Below are 19,085 nucleotides of genomic sequence, written 5' to 3' on the forward strand. Positions count from 1 at the left end.
CTCAGCCCTCCTGCTCGGCGGTGGCGGTGGGCAACGCGGGCGCGCGGTCGAGCAGCGAGCCGCCCCACGTCCCGTGCAGCGCGCCCTCGAGCGCCGCGCCCACGCGGTACATGCGGTCGTCGGCCTTCGCCGGGGCGAGGACCTGGAAGCCCACCGGGAGGCCGTCGTCCGACAGCCCGGCGGGCACGGACATGCCCGGGACGCCGGCGAGGTTCGCGGGGATCGTCGCGACGTCGTTCAGGTACATGGCGAGCGGGTCGTCGAGCTTCTCACCGAACCGGAACGCCGTCGTGGGAGCGGTCGGCGAGACGAGCACGTCCACCTGCCCGAAGGCGGCGTCGAAGTCACGCTGGATGAGCGTGCGGACCTTCTGCGCGCTCCCGTAGTACGCGTCGTAGTAGCCCGCGGACAGGGCGTAGGTGCCCAGGATGATGCGCCGCTTCACCTCGTCGCCGAAGCCGGCGCCGCGGGTCGCCGCCATGACGCGCTCGGCGGTCACGGGGCCCTCCTCGGGCTCGACGCGCAGGCCGAACCGCATGCCGTCGAACTTGGCCAGGTTGCTCGACGCCTCGCTCGGCATGATGAGGTAGTAGGCACCCAGCGCGTACTCGAAGTGCGGGCAGGAGACCTCGACGACCTCTGCGCCCAGTCCGCGGAGCAGGTCGAGGGACTCCCCGAAGCGGGCGCTCACGCCCGCCTGGTACCCGTCGCCGCTCAGCTCGGTGACGACGCCGACGCGGACGCCGCTCAGGTCGCCCGTCGCGCCCTGCCGGGCCGCCTCGACGAGCGCCGGGGTCTTCTCGCGGATCGACGTCGAGTCGCGCGGGTCGTGCCCACCGATGAGCTCGTGGAGCAGCGCGGAGTCCAGGACGGTGCGCGTCACGGGACCGGCCTGGTCGAGCGACGAGGCCATCGCGATGAGCCCGTAGCGGGACACGCCGCCGTACGTGGGCTTCACGCCCACGGTGCCGGTGACGGCGCCCGGCTGGCGGATCGAACCGCCGGTGTCGGTACCGATCGCGAGAGGCGCCTCGAACGCGGCCACCGCGGCCGCGGACCCGCCACCGGACCCACCGGGGATCCGGTCGAGGTCCCACGGGTTCCGGGTGTTCCCGTACGCGGAGTGCTCCGTCGAGGAGCCCATCGCGAACTCGTCCATGTTGGTCTTGCCGAGGATCGGAAGGCCCGCGGCACGGAGACGCTCGACGACCGTCGCGTCGTACGGGGGCACCCAGCCCTTGAGGATGCGGGACCCGGCCGTGGTCGGCATCCCCTTCGTCACGACGACGTCCTTGACGGCGATCGGAACGCCCGCGAGCGGGTGCAGCTCCTCGCCCGCCGCGCGCCGCTCGTCGACGGCGCGTGCCGTCGTGAGCGCGTCATCGGCGCTCACGTGGAGAAAAGCGTTCACGGCGCCGTCGACGGCACCGATCCGGTCGAGGTGGGCCTGCGTCGCCTCGACGCTGCTCACCTCGCCAGAGCCGAGGCGTTCGGCGAGCTCCGCGGCAGAGATCCGGGTGAGGTCGGTCATCTCATTCCTCCCCGAGGATCTGCGGGACGGCGAAACGGCCGTCCTCTGCCGACGGCGCACCCGCGAGGACGTCCGCGACCGGCAGGGCCGGCACGGGGACGTCGTCACGGAACACGTTGGTGAGCGGAAGCGGGTGGCTCGTCGCGGGGACGTCAGGCGTGGCGACCTCGCTGACCTTCGCGATGGCGTCGACGATGACGTCGAGCTCACCCGAGAGCCGGTCCAGCTCCTCGGGTCGCAGGTCGATGCGGGCCAGCGCGGCGACGCGCGCGACCTCGTCACGGGAGATGGTGGACATGGTCGCCATTCTAGAGGGGAGGCCGAGTGCCGCCGAGCGCGTGAGGACCAACGTTCGGTGTGTTGCTGGGGGTGTGCGGATATGCCGAAGGCCCACCCCGTGGGGGGTGGGCCTTCGGTGAAGGGTTGTCCGGCGGCGTCCTACTCTCCCACCCCGTCTCCAGGGCAGTACCATCGGCGCTGAAGGGCTTAGCTTCCGGGTTCGGTATGGGACCGGGCGTTTCCCCTTCGCTGTGACCGCCGTAACTCTGTCGAACTCGACCTTCCCTGGGGTGCCACCCGCCGTTGTGTGGGGGTGGTGGGGTTGGTGGTTCGGGAACCGCACAGTGGACGCGTTGCAAGAGTGTGTTGGTGTTGAAGTTGTCGGCTGATTAGTACCGGTCAGCTGCACGGGTCGTTGGTCCCCGTTTCCACGTCCGGCCTATCTACCCAGTGTTCTGCTGGGTGCCTCTCACCCCCGTGGGGGTATGGAAACCTCATCTTGAAGCAGGCTTCCCGCTTAGATGCTTTCAGCGGTTATCCCTTCCGAACGTAGCCAACCAGCGGTGCTCCTGGCGGAACAACTGGCACACCAGAGGTTCGTCCGTCCCGGTCCTCTCGTACTAGGGACAGCCCTTCTCAAGTTTCCTGCGCGCGCAGCGGATAGGGACCGAACTGTCTCACGACGTTCTAAACCCAGCTCGCGTACCGCTTTAATGGGCGAACAGCCCAACCCTTGGGACCTACTCCAGCCCCAGGATGCGACGAGCCGACATCGAGGTGCCAAACCATGCCGTCGATATGGACTCTTGGGCAAGATCAGCCTGTTATCCCCGGGGTACCTTTTATCCGTTGAGCGACGGCGCTTCCACAAGCCACCGCCGGATCACTAGTTCCGACTTTCGTCCCTGCTCGACCTGTCAGTCTCACAGTCAAGCTCCCTTGTGCACTTGCACTCGACACCTGATTGCCAACCAGGCTGAGGGAACCTTTGAGCGCCTCCGTTACATTTTAGGAGGCAACCGCCCCAGTTAAACTACCCACCAGGCACTGTCCCTGGTCCGGATCACGGACCGAGGTTAGACATCCGAAGCGGCCAGAGTGGTATTTCAACGTTGACTCCACCCGCACTGGCGTGCGGGTTTCACAGTCTCCCACCTATCCTACACAAGCCGCACCGAACACCAATACCAAGCTATAGTAAAGGTCCCGGGGTCTTTCCGTCCTGCTGCGCGTAACGAGCATCTTTACTCGTAGTGCAATTTCGCCGAGTTCGCGGTTGAGACAGCGGAGAAGTCGTTACGCCATTCGTGCAGGTCGGAACTTACCCGACAAGGAATTTCGCTACCTTAGGATGGTTATAGTTACCACCGCCGTTTACTGGGGCTTAAATTCTGAGCTTCACCCCGAGGGGTTGACCCGTCCTCTTAACCTTCCAGCACCGGGCAGGCGTCAGTCCGTATACATCGTCTTGCGACTTCGCACGGACCTGTGTTTTTAGTAAACAGTCGCTTCTCCCTGGTCTCTGCGGCCGTCCACGCTTCCCCGGGCTAGCCGGTTCACGTTTCGGGCCCCCCTTCTCCCGAAGTTACGGGGGCATTTTGCCGAGTTCCTTAACCACGATTCGCTCGATCGCCTTGGTATTCTCTACCTGACCACCTGAGTCGGTTTGGGGTACGGGCGGCTAGAACCTCGCGCCGAGGCTTTTCTTGGCAGCATAGGATCACCCGTTTCGCGCATACGCGCTCACTATCAGCTCTCAGCCTTCATGTCGGGCGGATTTGCCTACCCGACGGCCTACAGCCTTGGACGTGGACTACCATCGCCACGCCGGGCTACCTTCCTGCGTCACCCCTGTTAATACGCTTACCTACTACCGGTTCGGGTCCCGCGCGCCCCTGTCCGGTGACCCCGAAGGGTCGGTGGACAGGTTTGGGCGGTTAGCATCACCGGGCTCGGTATGGGCGGTTCTTCGCCGGTAGGAGAATATCAACTCCTTGTCCATCGACTACGCCTGTCGGCCTCGCCTTAGGTCCCGACTTACCCAGGGCGGATTAACCTGGCCCTGGAACCCTTGGTCATTCGGCGGACGGGTTTCTCACCCGTCATTCGCTACTCATGCCTGCATTCTCACTCGTGTGGCCTCCACCGCTGGGTTCCCCCGCGGCTTCACCGGCCACACGACGCTCCCCTACCCACCTGCGCCTCTGGACCACGAAGGCCTGAGTTACGCGCAGATGCCACGGCTTCGGCGGTGTACTTGAGCCCCGCTACATTGTCGGCGCGGAATCACTTGACCAGTGAGCTATTACGCACTCTTTCAAGGGTGGCTGCTTCTAAGCCAACCTCCTGGTTGTCTGTGCAACTCCACATCCTTTCCCACTTAGCACACGCTTGGGGGCCTTAGCCGGTGGTCTGGGCTGTTTCCCTCTCGACTACGGAGCTTATCCCCCGCAGTCTCACTGCCACGCTTCCACTTACCGGCATTCGGAGTTTGGCTGACGTCAGTAACCTTGTAGGGCCCATCGGCCATCCAGTAGCTCTACCTCCGGCAAGAAACACGTGACGCTGCACCTAAATGCATTTCGGGGAGAACCAGCTATCACGAAGTTTGATTGGCCTTTCACCCCTAACCACAGGTCATCCCCCAGGTTTTCAACCCTGGTGGGTTCGGTCCTCCACGCGGTCTTACCCGCGCTTCAACCTGCCCATGGCTAGATCACTTCGCTTCGGGTCTAGACCCAGCGACTATGGACGCCCTGTTCGGACTCGCTTTCGCTACGGCTTCCCCACACGGGTTAACCTCGCCACTGAGCACTAACTCGCAGGCTCATTCTTCAAAAGGCACGCTGTCACCCCAACCAAGGAGGCTCCAACGGATTGTAGGCACACGGTTTCAGGTACTATTTCACTCCCCTCCCGGGGTACTTTTCACCTTTCCCTCACGGTACTGGTCCGCTATCGGTCACTAGGTAGTATTTAGGCTTAGCAAGTGGTCTTGCCAGATTCACACGAGATTTCACGGGCCCCGTGCTACTTGGGATCCCCTTCGGGAGGCCGCACCATTTCGTCTACCGGACTCGCACCGTCTGTGGTCCGCCTTTCAATGCGGTTCGACTATGACACGGCTTTCTGACTCCCTGGTGGACTGTCAGATCCACCAGAAGGGTCCCACAACCCCGGACACGCAACGCCTGACAGCTTTACCACGCGCCCGGTTTGGCCTCATCCGCTTTCGCTCGCCACTACTCACGGAATATCTCTTCCTGCCGGTACTGAGATGTTTCACTTCCCGGCGTTCCCTCCACACACCCTATATATTCAGGTGCAGGTCGCACGACATGACTCGTACGGGGTTCCCCCATTCGGAAACCCTCGGATCACAGCTCGTTTGCCAGCTCCCCGAGGCTTATCGCAGGCTACGACGTCCTTCTTCGGCTCCTAGTGCCAAGGCATCCACCCTGTGCCCTTAAAAACTTCGACACACACACTACAATCTATTCGCAGAGACCAAGAACAAAAACCACGGACACACCCGAGGGCGACGTCCGAGCTTTTTGCATCTTGATCACTTCAAAGATGCTCGCGTCCACTGTGCAGTTCTCAAACAACCAACGACCCCGACCCGCACAGACCCGCCTACCCACCAAGACCAGCTCGGCGAGCGGTTCGCGATCCACGGACCGACCCGTACCAGGCACCACCACGACCGTGGCCGGTGACCTGAGGACCCAACAGTGTGCTCGACAAGCCCCGGACCCACCCGCGATGTTCCACCACACCACCACCAGCCCGCACACCAGCCCCCCGAAGAGAACCAGCACACGAGCACGGGCGACGCAGGTACTGACACCAGCGAGACCGACGCTCTTTCGTCAATGTTCCACCCATGAGCAACCACCCCCACACGCGAACGGCGTGGGCCGTGGCCACCACACACCCCACCCACCCCCCGAAGAGGCCAGGCACCGGCGTGCGTTGAAGCTCCTTAGAAAGGAGGTGATCCAGCCGCACCTTCCGGTACGGCTACCTTGTTACGACTTAGTCCCAATCGCCAGTCCCACCTTCGACCACTCCCCCCGGCGAACCGGTTGGGCCATGGGCTTCGGGTGTTACCGACTTTCGTGACTTGACGGGCGGTGTGTACAAGGCCCGGGAACGTATTCACCGCAGCGTTGCTGATCTGCGATTACTAGCGACTCCGACTTCATGGGGTCGAGTTGCAGACCCCAATCCGAACTGAGACCGGCTTTTTGGGATTCGCTCCACCTTACGGTATCGCAGCCCTTTGTACCGGCCATTGTAGCATGCGTGAAGCCCAAGACATAAGGGGCATGATGATTTGACGTCATCCCCACCTTCCTCCGAGTTGACCCCGGCAGTCTCCCATGAGTCCCCGGCATAACCCGCTGGCAACATGGGACGAGGGTTGCGCTCGTTGCGGGACTTAACCCAACATCTCACGACACGAGCTGACGACAACCATGCACCACCTGTGCACGAGTGTCCAAAGAGACCACCATCTCTGGTGGCTTCCCGTGCATGTCAAGCCTTGGTAAGGTTCTTCGCGTTGCATCGAATTAATCCGCATGCTCCGCCGCTTGTGCGGGCCCCCGTCAATTCCTTTGAGTTTTAGCCTTGCGGCCGTACTCCCCAGGCGGGGCACTTAATGCGTTTGCTGCGGCACGGAACTCGTGGAATGAGCCCCACACCTAGTGCCCAACGTTTACGGCATGGACTACCAGGGTATCTAATCCTGTTCGCTCCCCATGCTTTCGCTCCTCAGCGTCAGTTGCGGCCCAGAGACCTGCCTTCGCCATCGGTGTTCCTCCTGATATCTGCGCATTCCACCGCTACACCAGGAATTCCAGTCTCCCCTACCGCACTCTAGTCTGCCCGTACCCGATGCAAGCTCGAGGTTGAGCCTCGAGTTTTCACACCAGACGCGACAAACCGCCTACGAGCTCTTTACGCCCAATAATTCCGGACAACGCTTGCGCCCTACGTATTACCGCGGCTGCTGGCACGTAGTTAGCCGGCGCTTCTTCTGCAGGTACCGTCACTTGCGCTTCTTCCCTGCTGAAAGAGGTTTACAACCCGAAGGCCGTCATCCCTCACGCGGCGTCGCTGCATCAGGCTTTCGCCCATTGTGCAATATTCCCCACTGCTGCCTCCCGTAGGAGTCTGGGCCGTGTCTCAGTCCCAGTGTGGCCGGTCGCCCTCTCAGGCCGGCTACCCGTCGTCGCCTTGGTAGGCCATCACCCCACCAACAAGCTGATAGGCCGCGAGCCCATCCCTGACCGAAAAACTTTCCAACCACCCCCATGCGAGGACGGCTCATATCCGGTATTAGCCCCGGTTTCCCGGAGTTATCCCGAAGTCAAGGGCAGGTTACTCACGTGTTACTCACCCGTTCGCCACTAATCAACCCAGCAAGCTGGGCATCATCGTTCGACTTGCATGTGTTAAGCACGCCGCCAGCGTTCGTCCTGAGCCAGGATCAAACTCTCCGTAAATGAACAACGCCCACCACCAGGCAAACCCAGCAGTGAACAATCCATACGAAGCGAACCCCCAAAAGAGGTTCACAAAACTGGCCTACAAACGAAAAACAATCTGACGATCATTCTCCGAAATCAACCAAAGGAATCCTCAGACACAACCAGACCGACCACCCGGACGGGCGATCCAGCCAGCCATGCCCACGAGGACAAAAATTGGCATTGACTAACAAGCACACTGTTGAGTTCTCAAACAACCGACACACACCAACTCAGCCAGACCCTCGGGCCCAACCTCGCTTGGGGCAACTTCTCAACCCTACCAGGTCCTTCTCGGCTCATCAACCCGGGCTAGGCGCCCTGGTCAGCCGGAGTGCTCGCCGACGCGCGTCTGTCGACGGTGCGTCCTGCGAAGGTAGGATTTTGGCCCCGGGACCAGCCACCGTCGCGGTGTCTGTTCCTCCCTGTCGGGCCGACATCCAGAAGATTACGCGGCTCTGCGGGACGTGGTCAAGCCGCCCTCCCGTGAGGCAGCGCACATCACGCGGGGCCGCGTGGACGGCAGCGCCCAGGTCGCCTCCGCGCACCCCCGCGCACCTCCCCCGGCACGCAGGTCAGGGGCCCCAGGCACCTCCTCGGCCGTCCTGGCCACGGGCGACCCGGGGCGTCCTGGTCAGGGCACTCCCCGCACCGCGCGGAGGCGGAGAGAGTCCCCCGGACGCAGCTGTGCCGCACGGTCCGTGGCTTCCGCCGTCAGGACGCCGATCACGGGGTAGCCACCCGTGACCGGGTGGTCGGCGAGGAAGACGACCGGTCGCCCGTCCGGCGGGACCTGGACCGCTCCGCGGACCACTCCCTCGGACGGCAGCTCCCCATCGCGGCGTGGGACCACCTGACCGTCGAGGCGCAGGGCCACGCGGTTGCTGTTCGCGGTGACCGTGCGCAGGGCGCCGAGCGCCTGCCACGCGCCGGGCAGGAACCACTCCGGCCGCGTCCCGGCGATGACGGGGAGCACCACGTGCCGCTCGCCCGGCCGCAGCGTGCCGGCCTCGTGGCGGACCGGTGCGAGCTCGACCGGGGGGAGCGTCCCGGTCTGCGAGCCGATGCCGAGCACGTCGCCCGCAGCCAGCGGCCGCGGACCCAGTCCGGACAGGACGTCGCGGGAGCGCGACCCGAGGACCGGATCGACGTCGACCCCGCCACGCACGGCGACGTAGGTCCGGATCCCGTGGGACGGCATCCCGAGGCTCAGGACGGAGCCCGCCCCGACGCGCAGCGTGGCGTGCCGCCCGACGGGCGTCCCGTCGACGGTCGCCGGCGCGTCGGCACCGGTCAGCGCGACGACGGCGGGTGCGTCGAACCGCACGGTCAGGCCCCCGAGCGTCACCTCGAGGAGCGCAGCGCCCCGGTCGTTCCCGACGAGGCGGTTCGCGAGCGCCGACGCCCCCCGGTCGACGACGCCGGAGGGACCCACACCGATCGCACCGAGCCCGGGACGACCCAGGTCCTGGACGAGGGTCTGCGGTCCCGCCGAGAGCACCGTCAGTGCCGGTGACGCCTCGTCGTCGAGGGCTGGCGCGGCGCCGCGGAGGTTTGCGTCGGCGCCCTCGCCTGCGGCGAGCGCGCGGCCCTCGCCGGCCGCAGGGGCCGCCGACCCGTCCACGTTCCTGGTGCCTTTCCCGGCCGTCGGCCGGTTCGCGGTCTTCCGGTCCGGTACGAGCGGGCCGCGCCCGGCGCCCGCGACGACGGCCCGGGCGGGCAGGAACCGGACCCTCGCCCCGGGTGCCACGAGCGCGGGCGGGTCGCGTTCGACGTCGAACATGCGCTCCGCGGTCGTGCCGAGCAGGCGCCAGCCGCCCGGCGAGGACGTCGGGTAGACGGCCGTGAGCTCGCCCGCGACCGCCACGGCGCCCGCGGGGACGTGCGGACGCGGCGTGGCGAGGCGTGGCGCCGCGATCACCGGGTCGACACCTACGAGATAGACGAAGCCGGGCGCGAAACCCCCGAACGCGGCCTCGTAGGCGCGGCCGGAATGCCGTGCGACGACCTCCGCCTCGCTGATTCCCGCCCACGCCGCGACGTCGGCGAGGTCGGCGCCGTCGTAGACGACGGGCAGCTCGACCACGGCGGCGCCCTCCGCCCCGGCGCCCTCGGTCTGCGGCGCGGCGTGCGAGCCGGCGACCCGCTCCAGCGCCTCGCGGACCCAGCGCTCGACGGTCGCCGAACGGGCCGCGTCCTGGAAGGTGACGAGGACGGTCCGTGCGGCGGGGACGACGTCGAGCACCTCGCCCGGGCGTTCCGAGGCCAGGCAGCGGTCGAGCGCGCGCACCGCGGCGAGGTCGGGGAGGTCGACGAGGAACGCCGTCTCGCCGTAGCGCCGCACGTCCCCGGAGGGGGTCACGGCGTCTCGCTCTCGCCCCCGGCGGTGAACGCCTGCACGACGACGCCCGCCTCGTCGAGCGCGCGCCGCACCGCGCCGAGGAGGTCGACGGCGCCCGGAGTGTCGGAGTGGACGCAGACCGAGCCGGCCTCGACCTCGACCGGCGTGCCGTCGACGGCGTGGACCGTGCCCGTCGTGACGAGCCGGACGACGCGTGCGGCGACCTCGGCGGCGTCGTGCAGGACGGCGCCCGCGCGCCCGCGCGGCACGAGCTCGCCCGTGCGGAGGTAGCCGCGGTCGGCGAAGGCCTCGCGCACGGTGCGCAGACCCGCCTCGTCGGCGAGACGCAGGACGGCCGAGCCCGGGAGCCCGACCACGGGCAGCGTCGGGTCGTACTCCCGCACCGCGTCGACGACGGCACGTGCCTGCCCCTCGTGGTGCACGATCGCGTTGTAGAGGGCGCCGTGGGGCTTGACGTACCGGACCCGGTCGCCGGCGACGCGCGCGAAGCCGTCGAGGGCCGCGAGCTGGTAGAGCACGTCGTCGGTGAGCTCGGCGGGGGCGACGTCCAGGAAGCGGCGGCCGAACCCGGCGAGGTCCCGGTAGCCGACGTGCGCGCCGACGCTCACGCCGGCGGCCGCCGCGGCGCGCGTCACCGCGCGCATGGTCCCCGGGTCGCCGGCGTGGAAGCCGCACGCGACGTTCGCGCTGGTCACGAGGCCCAGGAGGGCGTGGTCGTCGGCGAGGGACCACCGTCCGAAGCCCTCGCCGAGGTCCGCGTTGAGGTCGATGCGCGTCACTCCCCCATCATGCCGTCGACCCAGCGTCAGGACGTGCCACGCAGCGCGGAGAGCACGTCGGCCACGTGCCCCCAGAGCTGCACGCGCGCGGCATGGTTGGCCGCCGCGGACCCGTCGCCGGGCTCTCCGGGCAGGCCGAGGTAGTACGGGACGTACGGCGCCCACGCGACGAAGTGGCCGGCGCCGTCGCCGTGCACGCGCAGGGTGGTCGCGTCGTCGGCACCGGCACGACGGCCCTGGACGTCGTCCGCGAAGCCGCACGACGCCCAGAGGGTGTCCTGGGTGCCGCACGCGAGCACCACCGGACCGGCGATCGAGGCGACGTCGATCGCGGTCTCCGGCGGCGGGACGGCGTCGGCCGAGCTGAGGCACTCCTCGGACAGGGGCGCTCCCCCGAGCGTCCACGCCGGGACCGTCGTGTCGGGGTAGCCGCACACGAAGCGGCCGGCGCCGACGGGCGCGATCGCGCCGTGCACGAGGTCGGGGTGCTCGGCCGCGAGCCAGAGCGCCATCTCCCCGCCGCGCGAGACGCCGAACGCCATCACCGTCTCGCGGTCCACCTCGGGCTGCTCGTGGAGCCAGGCGAGGGCGTCGAGGAACGTCTCGACCGGGACCTCTTCGAGGCCGGGAGGCTGTCCGGGCGACCCGAAGTACGAGATGCCGAGCGCCGGGTAGCCCAGCCCGGCGAGCCAGCGGGCCGTGCTCGACCCGCTGCTCAGGCCGCCCTCCGACCCTCCGAAGACGAGCACGGCCGGTCGCTCCTCCCCGGCGGGCAGGTCGGCGGGCACGGCGTACTCCGCGACCAGCCCGGCGTCGGTCACAACTCGCACGGTGACGTCCGGGGCGGTGCCCGGTCGGGACAGCGTCGTCTGCGCCAGGACTTCCCCCGCGCCGACCGCGACCTTCAGCTCCACGTCGAACGGCTCGTCCCACGCCGCCGGGTCCCACCGTCCTGCGGTGGTCATCGACCAGATCGGCGCCATCGGGTCGGCGGTCGACCAGTCGCCCGAGCGCGGCGCGTCGGCAGCGAGGTCGAGGGTCCCGCCGGCGGGCACGTCGAAGGTCGCGGCGGACCCGAACCGAGCGGCGTGCACGACGGCCTCGGCCTCGAGCGTGACCTGCGTCCCCGGCTCGAGACCGGTGACGACGACCTCGAGCGGGGCGAACGGGCCGTCGAGCCTCGAGACCTCGATCGACGGGTCGGTCCCGGGGGTGCACGCGCCGAGCGAGGCGGCGAGCGCGAGGCACAGGGCGAGCTGCGGCGCGGTGGCGCCGGCACGTCGTCGGGCGGGCATGCCCCATGATGGCAGGCGGCATCGAATATCCGCACGTACCGGTACGCACCGGACGGCTCGCCGCACACGCCGGCCGGCCGTGCTCCCCGGGGTAGATTCGCGGACGTGGACGCCCTGGACCTCACGACCGTGCGCGCCGCGACGCCCGACGACGCGCCGTCGCTCGCGCGGCTCGCCGCCCTCACGTTCCCGCTCGCCTGCCCGCCCGGGACGTCGCCTGCCGCCATCGCGGAGCACGTGGCGACACAGCTCTCGCCCGACCGGTTCCGCGCGTGGGCCGCGAGCGCCGACCACGAGCTGCTCGTCGCGGAGGCACCCGCCCCGACGACGGCTGCCACCGGCCCCGCGCACGAGCCCGCACGCGAGGTCGCGCACGGTGCGGCGCGCGAGGTCGGGTACGCCCTCCTGGTCCGCGCGGCGCCCGACGACGCGGACGTGGCCCGCGCCGTCGGCCCGGGCGAGGTCGTCGAGCTGTCGAAGATCTACGTGCACCCCGAGGCACAGGGGTCCGGGGTCGCGAGCGCGCTCATGGCCGCCGCGCTGGACGCCGCCGACCGCCTCGCACCGGGGCGACCCGTGTGGCTCGGGACGAACGAGCACAACGGACGGGCGCAGGCGTTCTACCGCAAGAGCGGGTTCGCCGTCGTCGGGGAGCGCACGTACGTCGTGGGCGGCGAGGAGCACTCCGACGTCGTCATGGTGCACGGCGCCTGACCGGTCGCGGCACGACTGACCGGTCGCGGCACCGCCGCGCACGGACCGACGGACGTGGTGCGGCTCAGTGGTCGTGGCCGTCGTCGTGAGGCTCTTCCCCGCCGTGCGTGTCGAGACCGCCGTCGAGCGAGTCCCCCGGTCGCACGGGCAGGAACACGTGCACGTGCCCCTGGTCGGCCGCGACGGCACGCAGGTCCAGCTGGATCGCCGCCAGCCCCCACGTCTCGACGGCGCGCGTGCGCAGCTCGCCGGCGAGGGCGTAGAGGTCCGGCGCGGTCCCCGCGTCGGCCGAGCGAGCGAGGTCGACGGCGTCCACCGTGTCGCCGAGCAGCTCGAGCGACGTCAGCATGCCGTTGCGCACGATGTTGTGCTCCGAGGACCCGCTCGCGAGGTTCCCGGTCTCGGACGTCAGCCCGTCCAGCGTGTCCCGCCACGCGGCGACCTCCTCCGCAGAGGGCGGTGTCGCCGCGGTCCCGTCCACCGGGAGCGCGGCGTGCAGGGCGTGCAGCACCGGGACGAGCTCGGTCTGCAGGTGGTGCGCGTGCTCGATCGACGCCGTGAGGTTCTCCGCGTCGCGCTCCGCCTCGGCGGCCTCGAGCTCGGCGACGCGCGCCGGGTCGACGGCGAACCCGTCGGCGGGCGCCTCGTCTCCACCACCCCGCGTCAGTGCGACGACGAGGACGACGACCACCACCACGACCGCGAGCGCACCCGCGACGAGCAGCGCCCAGCCTCGCGGTCCGGCACCCTGCAGCCACCGGCGCGCGCGGACGCGCGCCGGTGGCCGGGGCTCGGGGCGGCCGGCACCACCCCGGTCGGCAGGACGGCGAGGGCTCGCCGGAGGAGCACCGGTCCGCGCCGGTCGCGTCGCAGGGCCTCGTGCGCCGGTCCGCTGTGCCACGTTCTTCTCCGTCCTGTGGTCGGTCTGCTGTAGGAGGTCCCGCCGGCCCGGCCTTCGTCGGGCCGACGGGACCGGTGGGCCGGTGGTGGGCGGCACCCACCACCGGCCCGGTGTCAGCCGCAGCTCACGGCGTCGTACGGCACCTCGAGGGTGGCCGTGCGATCTCCGATCGTCGCGGTGACGGTCGCGGTGCCCGCCTCGGCGTCCGCGGCACGCACCGCGAACGACTGGTACGCGGCCTTGCCGACCGCGACCTCGGCGAACTCCTTCGTGCCGAACGGTGTGGCGAGGGTGATCGCCGCCGCCGCGTCGTCGGCGTTGGTCGCGCGGACGGCGACGTACGCCTTGCCGGCGAGGCACCGGGTCGTGGCCTCGACCTCGACCGCCACCTCGGGCTCCTCGCCGCCGGTGGTCAGCCGGAACCAGTCGAACGCCACGGTGACGGGCGTCTCCTGCTCCGGGCCGATCGCCACGAGACCGACGGACGTCATGGGGACGTCGTTGGTCACCGGCTCGCCGACGGGCTGCCAGCTCACGCCACCGTCGCTGACCCAGCCCTGGTAGGTGTTCCCCACCTTCTCGAGGCGCACGTACCAGTAGCCGGACTCGGTGGAGTCCGCGAGCTCGAGCTGACGGTTGCCGCCGTCGCCGAACACCGCGCCCTTCTCCGAGACGGTCTCCGCGCCGAGGTTCAGCGCGGCGCCCGGGGCGTTCTTCGCGACGACGTCCGCCTTGACGTAGTTGTCGTCGTCGGCGTACGCCAGGAGACCGGCGAACTGCCACCGGTGTGCGAGCGGCGCCTTGAACCGCGTCTCGGCGACCCAGTCACCCTCCGGAGCCTCCTGGAGGATGACGTTGCGCGGGTCGTCGTTGGCCGTGCCGTGGATGTCGCCCGGCTGCGTCGTGATCCGGAGCTCGCTCCCCGCGACGACGGCCTTGGCGCCGTCGTAGCGGACCACGGAGTCCCAGCGGCACCCGTCGAGGGCGTCGCCCTCGAACTCGTCGCTCGGCTCACGCACGCCGTCGTCCGGCTCCGCCCCGCTGACGCGGACGTGGTCGACCGTCGCGACGGTGTCCGCCGTGGCGGTGTCACCGCCGGCCATGACGCCGAACGTCGCACCGTCCTTGACGGGAGCGGCCCCGTCGAGGTCGTTCCACGTCGCGCCGTCGGCCGAGTACGCCGCCGTGATCTGGGCACCGTCGGACACGAGGCGCAGGTGGATCGTCGTCGGGAAGTCCTCGGCGACGTCCTCCTGGCCGTGCCACGTGCGGGACCCGCCGGTCTCGGTCTGGAACTCGAGGAAGCGGGCACCGGACTGGTTCTTCGTGAACGCGAGCTTGGTGTACTCGTCGTCGCTCACGTGGACCAGGAGGCCGGCGTGCTGCCAGTGCCGCGCGAGCGGCACGTCGAGCTTCGTCTCCAGCGTCCAGGCACCGGCGGGAGCCGGCTGACCGAGGTAGCTGATCGGGCCGGTCGCCGCCTCGTTGATGTCACCCTGGACGACCGGCAGGACCGCGTGGCCGTCGGCGACGCCGATCGCGCTGCCCTCGGCCTGGCGGACGACCGTCCACCGCGGGTCGAGCGTGTCGCCGTCGAACTCGTCCGACGAGTGCGCGAGGCACTGCGGCGGGTTCTCCTCGCCCGGCTCGCCCGGGTCGACCGGGTCGTCGTCGAACGCGAAGTCCTGGAACTCGACGGCGCTCGTCGCGGTCGCGTGGTGCGCCGTGACGAACATGCCGACGTCCTGGACGGACGCCGCACCCGGCAGGGCCTGCGGCTCGCCGATCTGCGTGAAGCTCTCCCCGTCCTTGCTCCAGAAGGCGGTGTACAGGTCACCGTCGCGCACGATCCGCACCCACGCGGGGTAGCTCGTCGTGCTCGCGCTGCTCGACGTCGCGAGCTGACCCGCCGCGTTGCCGCGCAGCCACTCGAAGCCGCCGCTCGGGCGCATCCCGAGGGCTGCGTAGCCCGGCGAGCTGCCCGTCTGCGTGACGTCGTTGCGGACGATGATCCCGGCCTTGGCGGACCCGTTCGAGTTGCCCTGGCTGTTGATCTTCACCGTGGCCGACCAGTTCTCGTCCGCGCTCTGCTCGCGGTAGATCGTCGAGTACTCGTTGGTGCCCTGCCACATGTTCGCGCCGCCCGACGTGATGAGGTACCTGCCCTCGGCGAGCTGCTCGAACGTCCCGTTCGCGTTGGTGAAGGTGGTCATGCCGGCGAACAGGTCGCCGACCTGCGCGACCACGATGCGCGACCGCGTGTACAGGCCCTTGTCGTTGGTGGCGACCGCGGTCAGCTCGTAGTTGTTGTCCTCGGTCACCTCCCACGTGGCCTCGTACGGGGCCTCGGTGTCGACGCCGATCGACTCGTCGTCCACGAAGAACTCGACCTGGGTGACCGTGTTCTCGCGGTCGTCGGCCTCGGCCGTCACCGTGATCTCGCCCTGCTCGAGCTGCACGCCCGCCTCGGGCGCCGTGATGCGGACCTTCGGGCGCGTCGTGTCCGACACGGCCTTGCCGTCCGCCTCGATGAAGTTGAGGCGGCGCTCGCCCGCACCGGGGAACACGACGTAGAGCGTGAACGGCTCCATCGGGTCCGTCGCCTCGACGCGCACGTCGGTGAACGTGCCGAGACCGGTCTGCGGGACCTCGGCCGTGCCGAGCAGCTCCCCGTCCGGTGCGTCGCGACGCAGCTCGATCGTGCCCGCGGCCGCCGAGGCGACCCGCAGGTTCAGCGCCTCGACCCCGTACAGGCTCACGGGGTCGTAGGACGCCCACGCGCCGTCGGCCCCGGTGATGACGGAGCCGCCACCCTCGACGTCGCGGCTCGGGATCGTCGTCGTGCCCTCGGCCTGGGTGTGGAACTCGGCCTCACGCTTCTTCGGGAAGATGAGCGTCGTGTCCGAGCCCGTGAGCGCGGGCACGTCACCCTCGCCGCCGTCGTCCGTGTACCGGGCGTCGATCGCGTAGAAGACGTTCATGTCCTCGCTGTGCCCGCCGCCCAGGCTCGTCTGCACCGTGCCCGTCCGGCCGTGGAGCGGCTCGGCAGGGTGCGCGTGCGCGTCGTGGCCGAGCGCCGGCTGGATGATGACCTGCTCGTCGTCGATCGCGTCCCCGTCCGGCGAGTCCTCCGCGTCCGTCACGGAGACGTCCCACGTGATCGCGTCGCCGAAGTTGAAGAACGCACCCGTCGGCGGCAGGCCGAAGTCGACCTCGGGCCGCGTGTTGCCCACGGTGATCGGCACGGTGGCCGTGCCGGTCTTGCCCGCGGTGTCGGTCACCGTGAGGCGGGCGTCGTAGACGCCGTTCTCGGTGAACGTGTGGCTCGGCGCGACGTCGGTCGAGTCCGTGACGCCGTCCCCGTCGAAGTCCCACGCGTACGTGAGGTTCTCGTTCTCCGGGTCCGAGCTGCCCGAGCCGTCGAACGCGACCTCGAGCGGAGCGATCCCGGAGTCGGGTGAGGCCACCGGCTTCGCCTCCGGTGAGCGCGAGCCCGACACGTAGTCGATCCGGTGCAGCCCCGAGCTCGGGTTGTCGCGGCCGAAGCCGCCGCCCCAGTCGAGCACGTACATCGAGCCGTCCGGCCCGAACTTCGAGTCGATCGGCGCGAGGAACTCCTCCTCCGGGAGGAACGGGTTGACCTTCTCGACGTCGCTGACGCCGACGGCGGCCTCAGGGTCCTTCAGGTCGATCGAGTACATCTTGTTGCGCGCCCACTCGTAGAAGAAGGGCTTGCCGTCGTAGTACTCGGGGAACTTGGTGTCCGAGTCGAGCTCCGGGTCGAACTGGTAGAACGGTCCGCCCATGGGGGCGAGCCCGCCGCCGGCGTTGATGACGCCGGGGACCGACGACCGCTGGTAGCCGTACCAGAGGTCCGCCGGCTGGGCCGCGGGCAGCTCGGTGAGCCCCGTGTTCTTCACGGAGTCGTTGACGGGCGCGTCGCAGTCGAAGAAGTCCCCGACCGTCACCGGGCTCGTGCGGTAGTCGACGTCACGGAACGGCTCGTTGTTCCCCATGCACAGGGGCCAGCCGAAGAAGCCGGGCTCCTTGACGAGGTTCCACTCGGCGATGCCGGCCGGGCCGCGGTTGGCCGGGTTGTCGGAGCCGTTGTCGGGCGAGTAGTCGGCCACGCCGAGGTTCCCGGTCTCCGGGTCGATCGTGAACCGGAACGGGTTGCGGAAGCCCATCGCGTAGATCTCGGGCAGCGTCTTGTCGTCCGCGTCGGCCGCCTCGTCGAAGAGGTTTCCCTCGGGGATCGAGTACGTGCCGTCCGCCTCTGGGTGGATCCGCAGGACCTTGCCGCGCAGGTCGTTCGTGTTGGCCGACGTCGCGCGCGCGTCGTGCCACGTGCCGTCGCGCTCCGAGAGGGGCGCGTAGCCGCCCGACGGCTCGGAGTGCGGGTTCACGTCGTCGCCCACGCCGATGTACAGGTCACCGGTCGCCGGGTCGACGATGAGGCCGCCACCCGTGTGACCGGGCTCGTCGGGCAGACGCCCGGCCGGGATCTCCAGGAGCACCTTCTCCGACGCGGGGTCGATGACCGTCGATCCCGGTCCGTCGGAGGTCACCGTGAACCGCGAGACCCTGCTGAGGAAGTTCGCCGGGTCCGCGTCGTTCGCGCTCGCGCGCGAGTAGTACTGGTAGAGGTACCCGTTGGTCGCGAAGTCCTTGTCGAGCGCGAGACCGAGGAGACCGTCCTCACCGCCCGAGTACACCGGGAGCGTGACGGCGGTGGTCGTGTTCTGCGTCTGCGGGTCGTACACGCGGATCTGTCCCCGCACGAGCTCGGTGTAGAACACCCGCCCGTCGGGCGCGATGTCGATCCCGAACGGGGCGCTCGTGTTGGTGTCCAGCGCGACCTTCTCGAACTGGCTCCAGTCCGTGCCGCCGCAGTCGCCCTCGACGAGGCCCGCGGCCCACTGGACGCCGCCGACGATGTGCTGGACGAAGTCCGGCTCGCCCGTGTAGTGCGCGCCGAAGTGGCCCATGCCGGTCATCCAGGAGCGGCCGCCGTCGTAGGGCTTGCACCACGAGATCGGGTGGTCGGCGCCCATCGCGTTGCCGCCCGGGTCGTACGTCGACTCGTCCATCGTGGCGAGCACGTGCGCGTCGCCCCGGACGTTCGCCGAGAAGTTGTACCACTCGTCGGCGCGGTCCCAGCGCTGCGGGAGGTGCTCGGTCGACGGGTGCGTGCGGTCCTCGACGCGCACGGTGCCGGGCAGGCCGGGGCTCGAGCCGGTGGCCGCGTGACCGGGCATGAGCGCGCCGATCATGTCGTCCCACCACGCGTAGCTGCCGCGCATGTCCGTGGCGTTGTGGATGGCGACGATGCCACCGCCCGCCTGCTGGTAGCGCTCGAGGGCGGCCTTCTGGTCCGCGTTCCACGGGTCGCCCGAGGTCTGGAACATGACGAGCGCGTCGTACTGCGCGAGGCCCTCGTCGGTGAAGACCGCGGAGTCCTCCGTGTGGTCGGACGCGATGCCCACCTCGGCGAACGCGGCCTCGAGCACCGGGGTGCCCTGCGTGATCGCCTCGGTGTGCCGGAACTGGGTCGTCTTGGTGAAGATGAGGACCTTGCTCTCCTCATCCGCCTGTGGTTCCTCCTGGGCCGTGGCCATCGTCACCGGTGCGAGCGTGAACGCCAGCGATGCGATGGTCAGGGCCGCGAGGGACCTCCCCCTACGGGG

The 19,085-nt window shown here is 69.0% G+C and carries 8 protein-coding genes and 3 rRNA genes; 1 reads left to right on the plus strand and 10 read right to left on the minus strand.

The window, feature by feature from the left end:
- Position 1: 1 nt before the first annotated feature.
- The 8 genes from gatA to V5D56_RS17455 form a co-directional block, all read right to left on the minus strand.
- Complete coding sequence (gene gatA, locus V5D56_RS17420) at positions 2 to 1,531, minus strand: Asp-tRNA(Asn)/Glu-tRNA(Gln) amidotransferase subunit GatA (RefSeq protein WP_435736536.1); 1,530 nt, start codon at positions 1,529 to 1,531, stop codon at positions 2 to 4.
- A 1-nt stretch (position 1,532) separates the two neighbouring features.
- A complete protein-coding gene (gatC, locus tag V5D56_RS17425; protein ID WP_435736537.1) occupies positions 1,533 to 1,829 on the minus strand; it encodes an Asp-tRNA(Asn)/Glu-tRNA(Gln) amidotransferase subunit GatC in 297 nt (98 codons plus the stop codon).
- A gap of 127 nt (positions 1,830 to 1,956) precedes the next feature.
- A 5S ribosomal RNA gene (gene rrf, locus V5D56_RS17430) occupies positions 1,957 to 2,073 on the minus strand.
- A gap of 106 nt (positions 2,074 to 2,179) precedes the next feature.
- Positions 2,180 to 5,290 (minus strand): 23S ribosomal RNA (locus tag V5D56_RS17435).
- 509 nt (positions 5,291 to 5,799) lie between these two features.
- Positions 5,800 to 7,323, minus strand: a 16S ribosomal RNA gene (locus V5D56_RS17440).
- The 16S, 23S and 5S rRNA genes sit together here, the layout of an rRNA operon.
- A gap of 658 nt (positions 7,324 to 7,981) precedes the next feature.
- Positions 7,982 to 9,709 carry a 5-oxoprolinase/urea amidolyase family protein gene (locus V5D56_RS17445; RefSeq protein ID WP_435736538.1) on the minus strand — a complete coding sequence of 576 codons (1,728 nt, stop codon included), beginning with the start codon at positions 9,707 to 9,709 and terminating at the stop codon, positions 7,982 to 7,984.
- On the minus strand, positions 9,706 to 10,488 hold the full coding sequence (locus tag V5D56_RS17450) for a LamB/YcsF family protein (protein ID WP_435736539.1): 783 nt from the start codon (positions 10,486 to 10,488) through the stop codon (positions 9,706 to 9,708). Before V5D56_RS17450 ends, V5D56_RS17445 begins: the two co-directional genes overlap by 4 nt.
- Positions 10,489 to 10,514: 26 nt before the next feature.
- Positions 10,515 to 11,783 (minus strand): acyl-CoA thioesterase/BAAT N-terminal domain-containing protein, encoded by a 1,269-nt coding sequence (locus tag V5D56_RS17455; protein ID WP_435736540.1) that lies wholly within the window; start codon positions 11,781 to 11,783, stop codon positions 10,515 to 10,517.
- A 105-nt stretch (positions 11,784 to 11,888) separates the two neighbouring features.
- Here V5D56_RS17455 and V5D56_RS17460 point away from each other — a divergent pair, with 105 nt between their 5' ends.
- Positions 11,889 to 12,497 (plus strand): GNAT family N-acetyltransferase, encoded by a 609-nt coding sequence (locus tag V5D56_RS17460; RefSeq protein WP_435736541.1) that lies wholly within the window; start codon positions 11,889 to 11,891, stop codon positions 12,495 to 12,497.
- Positions 12,498 to 12,561: 64 nt separating this feature from the next.
- Here the strand turns inward: V5D56_RS17460 and V5D56_RS17465 are convergent, their stop codons facing one another.
- On the minus strand, positions 12,562 to 13,398 hold the full coding sequence (locus tag V5D56_RS17465) for a hypothetical protein (protein ID WP_435736542.1): 837 nt from the start codon (positions 13,396 to 13,398) through the stop codon (positions 12,562 to 12,564).
- A 113-nt stretch (positions 13,399 to 13,511) separates the two neighbouring features.
- Positions 13,512 to 19,016 carry a ThuA domain-containing protein gene (locus V5D56_RS17470; protein ID WP_435739066.1) on the minus strand — a complete coding sequence of 1,835 codons (5,505 nt, stop codon included), beginning with the start codon at positions 19,014 to 19,016 and terminating at the stop codon, positions 13,512 to 13,514.
- Positions 19,017 to 19,085 lie beyond the last annotated feature (69 nt).

The organism is Cellulosimicrobium sp. PMB13, assembly GCF_051294865.1.
In the GTDB taxonomy this organism is placed as follows: Bacteria; Actinomycetota; Actinomycetes; order Actinomycetales; family Cellulomonadaceae; genus Cellulosimicrobium.